This is a genomic window from Pseudomonas sp. A-B-19, assembly GCF_019947515.1.
In the GTDB taxonomy this organism is placed as follows: domain Bacteria; phylum Pseudomonadota; class Gammaproteobacteria; order Pseudomonadales; family Pseudomonadaceae; genus Aquipseudomonas.
The window spans coordinates 18,605-31,099 of the sequence record NZ_JAGYGN010000012.1 but is presented as its reverse complement, the minus strand read 5'-3'; the positions used below and the strand labels follow the sequence as shown (position 1 = coordinate 31,099).

Sequence of the window (12,495 nt, the reverse complement as noted above, 5' to 3'; positions counted from 1 at the left end):
GACATAGACAGTCGCAGGCCTGAATGACTTGGGGGCTGTCATACGCCAGATTTTATTGACCCACCCTGACCATTCTCTGCATCACCTTACGCGCGCAGGCGTTATGGTGCTGAAAGTCAACACAGCTCGCTAATGTTGAGATTGCGTGCAGTCGATGCACGTCTTTCTTATCACAAGCTACTCTAGAAGCTGGTCAAACGCTCGCCTCTGCAATTGCGCCATAAAAATAAACCCGGGCATCCAGTCGTCCGTCCTTGTTGCGTCGGTATCAGTATCATGGCGCGACATGTGGACAGCGCGACAGCAAGGTGCGGTAGTCAAGAATCTACGTAGAGTTACCGCTGCGATGGATAACAATGTGCAGATACTGTGGAACGATGGTGAGCGTATGTTCTGTCGGGAACTGCGCTCGGGTGTGAAAGGCGATCACAATGTTCTGGTTGCACGACCCGTTGCGGAACAACCGCTTCCGGCTTGTCTCGGCCGATTCGCCCATGAGTTTGGCTTGAAGGACGAACTCGATAGTACCTGGGCTGTGCGTCCGCTGGAGCTGGTGCGCGACGGTGGGAAAATGCATCTGGTGCTCGAGGATCCAGGCGGTGTGCCGCTTGCGCAGCTTCTGGATTCGCCTATGAATACGGCCACGTTTTTGCATCTGGCTATCAGTATCGCGATGGCTCTGGGTAAGCTCCACCAGCGCGGACTGGTCCATAAAGACATCAAGCCCGGCCATATTTGGGTGCACTGCAAAGACGAACTGGCCAGGCTCACCGGATTCGGCCTCGCTTCACAGCTACCACGCGAGCGCCAAGCCCCCGAAACGATCGCGGGTACGCTGGCCTATATGGCACCTGAACAGACTGGCCGGATGAATCGCTCAATCGATTCGCGAAGTGATCTCTATTCCTTCGGCGTCACGCTATACCAGATGTTGACCGGATCGCTGCCGTTTGTAGCCACAGACCCGATGGAATGGGTGCATTGCCATATTGCCAAAAAACCGCAGCCACCCAATATGCGAGTCGAATCCGTTCCCGAGGCGCTCTCTGATATCGTCATGAAGCTGCTCGCCAAGACGGCCGAAGAGCGTTACCAGACGGCCGCGAGTGTTGAACACGATCTGCAGCGCTGCCTGGCAGACTGGCAAGAGCTGCACTGCATCACTGCCTTTGCGCTGGGCGAGCAGGGTACTTCCGACCGGTTGCTGATTCCCGAAAAACTCTACGGTCGCGAGCATGAGGTCGACACGCTCGTCGCCTCCTTCAATCGAATCGTCGCAAGCAGCGCACCGGAGCTCGTGCTGGTCACCGGGTACTCCGGAATCGGCAAGTCCTCGGTGGTCAATGAGCTGCACAAGGTACTGGTGCCGCCGCGAGGGCTCTTCGCTTGCGGAAAGTTCGATCAATACCGGCGGGACATTCCCTACTCAACCCTGGTCCAGGCGTTTCAAAGTCTGGTCCGCACGCTGCTTGGAAAGAACGATACGGAGCTGGCGAACTGGCGTGATACGTTGCAGGAGGCGCTGGCACCCAATGCGCGCCTCATGACCGATCTCATTCCTGAACTGAAACTCATCATTGGCGAACCGCTACCGGTACCGGCACTAGACCCACAACAAGCGCAAAACCGTTTCCTGCTGGTGTTCCGGCGCTTTATCAGTGTATTTGCCCAACAGTCTCATCCACTCGCACTGTTCCTGGACGACTTGCAATGGCTCGATGCAGCAACGCTCGACCTGCTTGAAGATCTACTGACCAGCCCGGATGTGCGGTACCTGATGTTGGTGGGGGCCTATCGAAGCAATGAAGTGGATGTCACACATCCTTTAACGGGCACGCTTCAGGCTATTCGAAACGAGGGCGGCAGGGTTGCTGAAATTACGCTCGCGCCGCTCGCCAAACAGCACATTGAACAGTTGGTCGCTGAGGCACTTCAAACCGAACTCGCGATCATTGAGCCCCTGGCACAGCTGCTGCTCGAAAAAACTGCCGGTAATCCGTTCTTCGTGATCCAGTTTTTGCAAGCGCTCGCCGATGAGCATTTGCTGACGTTCGACCATCAAGCACGGCGGTGGCGCTGGGACCCGGATCGCATTCATGCCAAGGGTTATACCGACAATATCGTGGACCTGATGGTCGATAAGCTGGCCCGATTACCGGTTGAGACGCAGCAGGCACTGCAGCAGCTTGCCTGCCTGGGAAACGTTGCCGAGATCGCAGTGCTTTCAACCGTTCTGGGCATCCCCAAGACGCGGATCCGCACAGTGCTGTGGGATGCCATTCGCCAGGAGTTGGTCGAGCGCCTGGAGGGAGCCTATGGTTTTATGCATGACCGAATTCATGAAGCAGCCTATTCATTGATCCCCAAGGATCTACGCAATGAAGCCCACCTTCGAATCGGGCGCCTGCTCGCTGCACAGACGCCTCCTGAGAAACGGGAGGAAGCGATCTTCGACATCGTGGGTCAGCTCAATCGTGGTGCCGCGCTACTGACCGACGAGGGTGAGCGCGAGCAGTTGGCCGAATTGAACCTGATTGCCGGTCAACGCGCCAAGGCGTCGACTGCCTATGCTTCTGCGCTCAACTATCTGACCGTTGGCGCGCAGTTGTTGGAGGAGAATTACTGGGCGCGTCGGCATGGGCTGATCTTTGCACTGGAATTGAACAGGGCCGAATGCGAGTTGCTGACTGGGCAACTTTCAACCGCTGACATGCGCCTGACCGCGCTGTCCAAGCGTGCCATGACCGTAATCGAGCGAGCCAGTGTTGCGTGCCTGCAAATGGACGTCTGCCTGCTTCTGGATCGCAGTGATGGCGCGGTTGCTGTCTGCCTGGAATATCTGCGGCATGTGGGTATCGAATGGTCGGCGCACCCCAGCGATGATGAGGTGCGTTGTGAGTACGACCGCATCGGTTCATTACTGGGAAATCGGTCAATCGAGGAGCTTATCAATCTACCGTTAATGGAGGACGAAACTTCACTCGTGACCGTCAACGCACTGGGCAAGCTTTTCGCGCCGGCCTTGCAAAGCGATGCGAACCTGTCGTGCCTGTCGATCTGCAAGGCTGTCAGTCTTAGCCTTGAGTGGGGCAATTGCGATGCCTCCTGTGTCCTCTACGCGAATGTATTCAGGGTCGCCGGGCGACGGTTCGGTGACTACCAGATGGGATTCCGTTTTGGTCAGTTGGGTTGCGCACTCGTTGAACAACGTGGCCTGACCCGATTCGAGGCCAGTACTTATTTGTGCTTCTCCTGTTTTGCCGTGCGCTGGATGAAACACGTGGGCGAGTGCCGGGAGCTGTTGCACCGCTCATTTACGGCGGCCAATCGGATTGGTGATCTGCCCTATGGCGCCTACGCGGGCAATAACCTCACCGCCGATTTGCTTTTCGCCGGCGAGCTGTTGTCCGACGTTCAAGGCGAATCCGAACGGGGTCTGGTTTACGCCAGGAAGGTGCGCTTCGGGCTGGTGATTGATTTTATCATCACACAGTTGGTACTGATCCGAATGCTGCGAGGCTTGACGCCCATCTTCGGTCGTCTGGACGAAGGCGAGTTGAACGAGCTTGATACTGAAACCCATCTGTCCAGCAGCCCGGACCTGGTACTGGCTGAATGTTTGTATTGGGTGCGCAAACTGCAAGCTCGTTTTATGGCAGACGATCCTGAAGCGGCCGTGCATGCCGCCACAAAGGCGCAGAAGTTACTTTGGGTTTGTCAGTCGTTTTTCGAGGAGGCCGAGTTTTACTTCTATGACGCGCTTGCTCGAGCCCGATGGTGCGACAGTGTCTCGGTGGACGAGCGCTCGGAGTATTTGCTCGCCATCACGGCAGATCACCGACAACTCCAAATGTGGGCTGAACAGTGCCCGGAAAATTTCGCGAGCCGGGCCGCGCTGGTCGGCGCCGAGATCGCCCGCGTCGAAGGGCGTATGCTCGACGCCGAGTTGCTGTACGAACAGGCCGTGCACTTGGCGCAAAAGAGCGGCTTTGTCCATATCGAAGCACTTGCCAATGAACTGGCATCTCGTTTCTACGCGGCCCGTGGTCTTGGGAAAATAGCCCGTGTCTACTTGCAAGACGCCCGCTACGCGTACCTGCGTTGGGGGGCAGATGGCAAGGTGCGCCAACTTGAGGGACGGTATCCGTTGCTCAGGACCGAAGAACATACGCTCGGCCCGACAACCACGATAATCGCACCGGTCGAACACCTGGATCTGGCCACCGTCATAAAGGTCTCGCAGGCGGTGTCGGGCGAAATCGTTCTTGAAAAACTTATCGATATGATCATGCGCACCGCCATCGAACAGGCCGGTGCTGAACGAGGCGTATTGATTCTGTCAGACACCGGTGAGCACCGCATTGCAGCGCAGGTGAACACAGGCAGCAATTCCCTGCAGTTGAGCGATGAACCGATGACTTCGGTATGGCTGCCGGAGTCAATTGTCTACCATGTCCTGCGCACCAGAGAGAGTGTTTTTCTTGACGATGCTCTGACCGAAATCCCGTTTGCCGAAGACCCTTATATCCGCCGACACCACGTTCGCTCGATTCTATGCCTGCCCTTGATGAACCAGGCCAAGCTTATCGGTGCGCTCTACCTCGAAAACAATCTGACCACTGGTGTGTTCAGCCCGGCCCGAATCGCCGTACTGAAACTGGTGGCCTCACAGGCAGCCAGTTCCCTGGAGAATGCCCGCTTGTATCGCGAGGTCGCGGAACGTGAAGGGAAGATCCGGCGCTTGGTCGATGCCAACATCATCGGGATTCTCGTTTGGGATGCCAACGGTGACATCATTGAGGCCAACGATGCATTTCTTCGCATGCTGGGATACGAGCGAGAGGATCTTTTTTCGGGCCGCCTGCGCTGGAGGGATCTGACCACACCGGAATTTCGCGAGCTCAGTGAGCACTTTTTGGCCCAGGCTTTGCTGACCGGTTATGCCCAACCCTACGAAATGGAGTACTTCAGGAAGGATGGCAGTCGCCTGCCGGTGATTGTCGGCCTGGCGATGTATGAATCCAGCAGTAAAGAAGGGGTCGCTTTTGTACTGGATCTGACCGAGCGCAAGCAAGCGGAAGGAAAAATCCGCGAAAGCGAACAACGCTATCGCGAAGTACAAGCGGATTTGGCCCACGTGAACCGGGTCGCGACCATGGGGCAACTTGTGGCCTCGATTGCCCACGAAGTCAATCAACCGATTGCTGCGGCCATTCTTAATGCCGATGCCGCTTTACGCTGGTTGAACGTCCAGCCGCCTGAGATCGAAGAGGTCCGCAAAGTACTTGGGAGTCTCATCAAGGATGCCAATCGGGCAGCCGATGTATTGGGTCGAATTCGCCAGCATCTGCGCAAGGCTCCCCCGCACAAGGCGGCACTGGACATCAACGCCGCAATCCGCGAGATGATCGAATTCACCCGTGGCCAGATCATGAAGAGTGGGGCTTTGATTCAGACTCGACTCGAAGAAGGTTTGCCATTGATCGAAGGTGATCGGGTTGAACTGCAACAGGTGCTGCTCAACTTGATCATGAATGCGCTCGAGGCCATGAGTGGTGTGAGTAAGGGCGAGCGTCAATTGCACATCAGTGCATTGTCAGATGATGCTGGGTACGTGCTCGTCAGTGTGAGCGATTCCGGGCCGGGGTTTGTTTCGGAAAACACCGAGCAGGTTTTCGCTTCCTTCTACACCACCAAATCCACTGGACTGGGGATGGGCCTATCGATCTGTCGCTCAATTATTGAGGCGCATGGCGGCCGCTTATGGGCCAGCGCTAACCCGCCCCGGGGCGCCACCGTTCAATTCACACTGCCTGTCGCGCAGGGCTGAATCGAATACCCAGGGGGTTCCTGCGATCAGATACTCGATTTAATACTTAGGTTTAGGAAGTGACATATGAATGGTTACCTGAATTGATCGCACGTACAAATGAAGTCTCGCAGGCCTGGCGATATATTGCATATCAAGGGTTGTGGAGAATTCATCATGAGTACTTTAGCCAACAAGTTGAAAGGCGAACTTTTATTTTTTTGGTCGGCATTTGTTTTTTGCTTGATGTTGGTGGTAATGGATATCATCGGCTATCTGAAGGTGCTAATAGTCGAGTTTTTCAGGCCGGCAGAGCAACTCGCTGGTAATGAATTACCAAAAATATCTTTCGCACGGCCTCTGATCGTTTTGCAGGACAATGACCTGGAGTTTTTGCCCATAGGTTCTCATTTGATTAGCCCGCGCACGTTTTATTTGCATCACGGGATATATCTCGGGTTTGGCGAAGTAGCCCATTACTCAGGATTCAGCGGCTCATTCAAGCCCGGACCTGTCGAAGTGAGCAACCTTGCAGGCTTTGCAAACGGTAAACCGGTCTGGGTATTGCAGGAGCCTAGTGAGTACTCGAAGGATGAAATTGTCAGCCGTGCGCGTTCAAGAGTGGGTGAGAACCAATACCGGATTTTGACCAACAATTGCGAACATTTTTGCAGTTGGTGTCTCAAAGGGAAAAGTTGTAGTACGCAAGTTAGAGTGATCCTTCGTCGTCCATACTATCTGCTTTCTCTCGTGGCGGCGCTGGAGCTAAAGTTTATAGCATGATTCTTCAATGATTTTACTTGGCTGCAACATGTGTGGATGCCGATCAACGCGTGGCAAAGTAGCTGTGCTACACTTTTTCCTTTTGCTCAAAGGGGGAGTTTGCATGAACGGTAAGCCACCATCCAGCGAACAAGTCGTTAAAGATCCTGTGGTGTTCGTGGTGGATGACGACGCTTCCATGCGTGAGGCACTAAGTAACCTATTACGATCCGCCGGCATTAAGATCGAGACGTTCGCGTCCACTGCGGAGTTTCTTCAACAACCAAAGCCAGAGGGTGCCAGCTGTTTAGTTCTTGATGTACGGCTGCAAGGGAGTAGTGGTCTGGAGTTCCAAAGCCAGTTGGTCAAGTCTAACTCACATATTCCTGTTATTTTCATCACCGGACATGGAGACATCGAAATGTCTGTCAAGGCGATGAAGGCAGGCGCGGTGGACTTCCTGGCAAAACCGTTCCGTGAACAGGACCTATTGGACGCGGTATCTGCGGCGCTGCAGGCTGACGTCAGGCGCCGGGAGATTGAGCAACAATTTTCAGATTTACACGCCCATTATCAGACGCTGACAGTTCGTGAGAAAGAGGTAATGGCCTTCGCCGTTCAAGGCCTGATGAACAAACAGATTGCAGGGCAAATGAATTTGAGCGAGATCACCGTGAAAATCCATCGCGGGCATGCAATGAAAAAAATGCACGCCAAGTCGTTTGCTGACTTGGTTCGAATGGCAGAGTCATTAGGAGAGGACCTGATCGTTCCTCAATAGAAAGGCTGCTTACGACTGTGGATTCAACACACTGGATTTTGTGTAAGCGGGATTTCGGTTAAACAAGCAAAAGCAGCACCTTGGGTGCTGCTTTTGAGGGGAGGCTGCACATTTCTGTCAGCCCGGGGGGCGCTACACCGATCAGCTGTTGGTGCGATAGGCGGCCTTGGCCTTGCTTTGAGCGACAGCGGCTTCAGCCTTCTGTTTCTGGGCAACCTGGAAGGCTTTCATCGAGACTGTCCGGGCCGACTCCATGCGTGCGACGGTCCGGTCACCGCCACCTGTGGCCATCGCCAGAGAAGAAACGGACAGCGTGGCGACGACGAATAGAACTTTCATGGATTTCATTTGGGTATCCTCAAGTGAGATTTTTTAACAGTTAAAGCGCAATTCATGGGCTGGCGCTGAACGTCCTTGTTCAACCCGGATTCACCAGCCAGCCAGGGCGGCGTTGCCTGGTGTCCAGGTGCCTTGCTCCAGGCGGGCTTCGGCGTCTTTGTTTTTGGCCCAGACGGTGAGCAGTACCATCATCCCGAACCCACCGACGATGAGCACCGGATAGGCTGCCAGCAACTCCAGCAGGGAGTACTTCCAGGCCAGCGGACGACCCACACCCAACATGGCGGCATAGAACCACGACACGCCAGAGAACGCCCCCGAGAACAGCGCCAGCATGCGCAGGCTGAAGGAGAGTTTCAGTAACGAACCGGCTTTTTTCAGCGCCGGCAATACAGCGCGATGCAACACGAAGCCGTTAACGGTCAACAGCACAACGATGCCGATCTTGGCCTGTATTTTTGGATTGAGGAAATACTCCATTCCCTTGCCGGCATAATCGATCCCGACAATGGCAATGCCCGTAATCCAGAGCGCTACAAGTGCAAGCGATACGGTTTTTTGCAGGCTGTCCATGTGCGCGTCATCATGGTGACCTGATGTATCGCCTTTCAGAAGTTGCTTGACCATTGCAATGTCACTGGTCAACACCAGCCCGATTGCCACGCAGCAGGCGATAAGGTGAAAATATACAACGCCCAAACGCACATATTCCACGGTGGACGAAGAAAACATACTAAGTTCCATGGTGACCTCTTGGTTGTAATAGTGAATCGACCTGGCTCTCGACACGGCATAGTTGGCGTTTACCGTGGCTGATGGCAGTCAAGATCCAGCTATTACTATTAGTTAATCTTGCGGCATTATGCGGGCAAGATAATAGCGACTCATTGCGAATGAACTTTTAGTCATTCGAATGTTTTAATTTTCCAGTAACAACAAACATCATCCGCACTGGGTGCCCATTAAGCTTCTGGGGCGCAGGCGAGGCCCGGAACTCTATCGGCGGGCGGATCAGGCAATGCTGGTGGGGGCGGCAGGGCTTGCACCCCATTCGAGGAAACGAAGCTTGTGAATCTCGCCCTCGCTGTCTTCGTAGACCAGGGTCACCGGCACCATGCCGGTCTTGTCGGAGGTATCGGTGCGCTGAAGTACCCGTTTCACATCGATCTCCATCCCGTAGTGGTATTCGACGGCCGAGACATGCGCGCCGGGTTCCTGCAGGCTGTTCTGGTCGAAGACACTGGGTGCGAGACTGGATATCACGGCACTGACAATTGTGGCGATGCTCATAAGGCTGACCTCTTTTGTAGTTCGCTTGACAAGGACCTAATGTGACACGTGATGAGAGTGAAGTTCACTGCACCGCGACGAACGTGCCCGCCTGAAAAGCCTGTAGTGGCTGTAAACTCCCGGCAATTCCCCGCGCTTGACGCCTCTCGACCATTCGTCCTTTAACCCCCGTATTTGTTGGGTAAAGCCCGTTTTTGGAGGAGGTCATGACATGTCATGACGGATTTTTCGTGGGGTGGTTGTGACAGTACCTGGACCGAAAACGCCAGCTATCGAGTCAGAGGGAATGTAGGGTATTGGCTGTGGATTCAACCGGTCGCCTCAGGGCCTTCAGCCCCAGGCCAAAGCGCTCGGTATCTCCATATATGGGGCATTACACCCACCTGATCGGGCGTTTATCACCTGATTTGAGGAATATCCCCCCTTCACCCTTTCTTTCGCTTGAAGCACTCAGAAACAGCCTGTTAATTCATTTGAATTTTATCTTCGCCTATTGAAGTGGCTCATAAGTTGCAGACCCCAGAGTACCCGCAACAGCTGTCGTCCCGGACATCATGCAGACGGCCGGGCTTGCCGGATCGGGTATGGCGCGAGGGGTGAAAAATGAAACGTGCGACACCACCATGCAGCTGCATCGGCTCTTATAAGGAGTTCTTATGAGTTCCATGATCAAGATTGGCATCGTTGATGATCACCCGCTGTTAAGGGATGGGGTCACAATGGCGCTGAGGAAAATAGCTGACTTCCAGGTGGTCGGGCAGGGCGGGTCTGCCGATGATGCCCTGGAAATTACCGCTCGTTTTGCTCCGGATGTTTTGCTGATGGATGTCAATATGCCGGGCGATAGCTTTGCTGCCGTGCGAGCGATCTCCGCTTCTTCGCCGTCAGTCAGAATTTTGATGCTGACGGTATCCGAGTCCATCGAGGACGCCTATTCCGCCCTCGAAGCAGGCGCGCAGGGGTATGCGTTGAAAGGCATAAGCGGTCGTGAACTTGTACAGGCCATCAGACAGGTCGCCGGAGGTGAAACCTTCATTACACCCAAGCTTGCCAGCAAGCTCTTGGGCAGTTTCAGAAAACACGCGGGCGATAAGCAAAAGGTCGAACTGACCCATCGCGAAGAACAAGTTATCCGGGAGGTATCGAAGGGCCTGACCAACCGCGAGGTGGCTATCAAGCTTGAGCTCTGCGAGAAGACCATCAAGCACTACATGACGAATGTCATGTACAAGCTACGGGTTCGTAACCGGACGCAGGCAGTCGCAGCCGTGAGACGACATTGGGAGAGTGACCATATACCTGGCTTATGCAGTGCTCTTCAACGCCGCGACTTGAATGACAACGGCTAGACAAATAACGGGCCATAAGCATTTGCGGTTACTTGGCTGCGACGGTCGTTTTGATGCGGGCGATCAGATTTTGAACTGCGCCCTGGCTTTGGTTCCGGCATGGGGTGCCGATTCAATGATGAATATTCCGCCGAGGGATTCGACGCGATAGCGCATGCCGACAAGGCCCAGATGAGTCCTCTCTCGTCCTGGTACACTCGGCTTCTCGGTTGAAATACCTACTCCCGCATCCTCGACTTGCACTTGCAGTAGCCCTTCGGAGTGAGAAGCGCTGAGTTTTTGGCCTTTTCCTCCGGCGTGAAGATAGGCATTGTTCAATGCTTCCTGGGCGAAGCGGTAAATACAGATTTTATGCGCTATCGGTACATCGTCCGCAAGCGTATCAAGCTCCAGTTCGACTCGCGTCTCGGTTCGCTCTTCGTGCCGCTGGGCAAGCAATACCAGCGCATCGTGCAGGGTCAGATCATTGATTTGCGGAAGTGCCAGGCCGAGTGATATTTCCCGCACTTCGTTTAAAGCATCCTCGCCGGCACGTCTGATCATGTCGAGGACTTCCCCATCCGAGGCGCCTTGCGAATCTTCGAGCTCTTCAAGGCGAAGGAGAATAAGTGACAACAGCTGAGCGGGACCATCATGAAGATCTGCCCCGATCCGACGAAGAGTGAGTTCATTGATTTTTGAGAATTCGCGATTGGCTGTAGTGACTTTAAGCTGAAGGGCGGCATTATTCGAGTGCAGCCTGGCTTGCTCCTGCATGCGCCATTCAAGTGCTGTTTCTTGCTGTTTTATGATCTTGTCGTCACGCCGAACGATAAAAAATAACAACAAAAGCATGGCCATCGTTGCTGTACCAACAATCGCCCATACTTTCTGGCGAACGTTATTGATTTCGCGCTGTAGCGCTTGCGCGGTTTCGTAGAACTCACCCACCGCAACAATCTTTCCAGTACCCGCTTCGCGCAGTGGAGCAAAAATTTCATAGAACGGAATATTCAGGCTTCGCTCAAACGCATCGTCAGTATCGCCCTCAAGATCGTTGTCCAGTTCTGTATGGATCTTGCCTGCCAGCGCCTGTGAGATCTCCTCTGTCGGAAAATTTTTCTGGACCGCGGATTTGTCGGTGCTGTAGACAATCGTGCCGTCTGGAAGCCAGACCTTCACCGAGACGACATGTGTACTGAGCGAGGTGCTGGACAGCAGCTGATCTATGGTCTGAATCGTTTCATCGGGGAGTTCTTTGGCAGTGGTCAATCCCTGGACAAAAGGTTCGAGAAAGTTCTGCATATAACGCGCGCCCGTCTCTGCCGCGGTTTGAACCGTTGCGTCTTCGATACTCTGGCTTACGAGGTTTCCAACGAGCGTCATGGTCAAACCCAGAATGATTGTGGCGCAGATTGCGAACTGGGTTGAACGGCTTAAATGGCGCAATTTCGTACCTGTGATCTGTCTCCCGGGCACTGCGTCACTGGACGTTTGGCCAGCCTCCGATTCGACCAAGGTCTGATCCGATTCTTTGACCAAGGTCTCAGAATTTGGCTGGGCTTTCGTCTCTGTACACATCCGGGGACCACCTCAATACTCATTTTCAATGGAGTGTAAAGCTAGCGTTTAAGGTTGAGGGCGGGAGGGGCGATGAATAGTTTTAAAAGATTCTCGATCAATCCGGGTAATCGCTATTTCCGGCAAAAACAGCCGGGAGGTATTACCAATAGCAATGATTTCCTGACTCCGCCAGCTGGCGTGTGGAACCCGTCTCCAATACAGACTAGTCAATTCGTAGTCGATGCCAGCTTGCTCATGGATAAAAGGCTTGTTGACGAAGCCGCATGGACGCAGAACCGTGCCATCACCCCTCAGGAACTCCCGGACCATGGCGATCTTCGCGAGCCTGTTCCGGCCAATGCCTCTGATCGCTGGATGTGTGGCATCTGTGACAAGCCCCCTATGCCTGAGAGAGCCATATGGACAGATGCATAGAGCCCCCAGACGTGACGGGGCCATTAGTAAGTTACGCCATCTGTCCAACCCGCGCTCATGGGCCGTCGCCTCCTTGAGGCGCAATACCAGCCTGTAGTTACGGTTGTCACGGGGAATTGATCCTCAGTTGAGCACTGCTGATCGCACGCGATTCAGTAAGGGCTTCGTATGGCCGTGAAATCAGGTCC

The 12,495-nt window shown here is 54.2% G+C and carries 9 protein-coding genes; 5 read left to right on the top strand and 4 right to left on the bottom strand.

Going from position 1 to position 12,495, the window contains the following annotated elements; translation table 11 throughout:
• The first annotated feature begins 358 nt into the window (after positions 1–358).
• From KGA81_RS15160 to KGA81_RS15150, 3 genes are all read left to right on the top strand, one after another.
• A complete protein-coding gene (locus KGA81_RS15160) occupies positions 359–5,830 on the top strand; it encodes an AAA family ATPase (RefSeq protein ID WP_223547136.1) in 5,472 nt (1,823 codons plus the stop codon).
• A gap of 156 nt (positions 5,831–5,986) precedes the next feature.
• Complete coding sequence (locus tag KGA81_RS15155) at positions 5,987–6,592, top strand: lecithin retinol acyltransferase family protein (RefSeq protein WP_223547011.1); 606 nt, start codon at positions 5,987–5,989, stop codon at positions 6,590–6,592.
• A 103-nt stretch (positions 6,593–6,695) separates the two neighbouring features.
• Positions 6,696–7,352, top strand: coding sequence for a response regulator transcription factor (locus KGA81_RS15150; RefSeq protein WP_223547010.1), 657 nt, complete (start codon positions 6,696–6,698; stop codon positions 7,350–7,352).
• Positions 7,353–7,493: 141 nt separating this feature from the next.
• On the opposite strand, the gene KGA81_RS15145 is transcribed toward KGA81_RS15150, so the two are convergent.
• The 3 genes from KGA81_RS15145 to KGA81_RS15135 form a co-directional block, all read right to left on the bottom strand.
• Positions 7,494–7,700: a co-regulatory protein PtrA N-terminal domain-containing protein gene (locus KGA81_RS15145; RefSeq protein ID WP_223547009.1), complete on the bottom strand. Its 207-nt coding sequence runs from the start codon at positions 7,698–7,700 to the stop codon at positions 7,494–7,496.
• Positions 7,701–7,781: 81 nt separating this feature from the next.
• Entirely contained in the window at positions 7,782–8,435 is a 654-nt protein-coding gene (locus tag KGA81_RS15140; RefSeq protein ID WP_223547008.1) for a hypothetical protein, read from the bottom strand.
• A 267-nt stretch (positions 8,436–8,702) separates the two neighbouring features.
• Entirely contained in the window at positions 8,703–8,981 is a 279-nt protein-coding gene (locus KGA81_RS15135) for a DUF2790 domain-containing protein (RefSeq protein ID WP_223547007.1), read from the bottom strand.
• A gap of 656 nt (positions 8,982–9,637) precedes the next feature.
• On the opposite strand from KGA81_RS15135, the gene KGA81_RS15130 reads away from it, so the two are divergent.
• Positions 9,638–10,330 carry a response regulator gene (locus KGA81_RS15130; RefSeq protein WP_223547006.1) on the top strand — a complete coding sequence of 231 codons (693 nt, stop codon included), beginning with the start codon at positions 9,638–9,640 and terminating at the stop codon, positions 10,328–10,330.
• A 63-nt stretch (positions 10,331–10,393) separates the two neighbouring features.
• Here KGA81_RS15130 and KGA81_RS15125 read toward each other — a convergent pair whose 3' ends face one another.
• Positions 10,394–11,890, bottom strand: coding sequence for a sensor histidine kinase (locus KGA81_RS15125; RefSeq protein WP_223547005.1), 1,497 nt, complete (start codon positions 11,888–11,890; stop codon positions 10,394–10,396).
• Between the two features lie 72 nt (positions 11,891–11,962).
• On the opposite strand from KGA81_RS15125, the gene KGA81_RS15120 reads away from it, so the two are divergent.
• Positions 11,963–12,307, top strand: coding sequence for a hypothetical protein (locus KGA81_RS15120; protein ID WP_223547004.1), 345 nt, complete (start codon positions 11,963–11,965; stop codon positions 12,305–12,307).
• Positions 12,308–12,495: the final 188 nt, after the last annotated feature.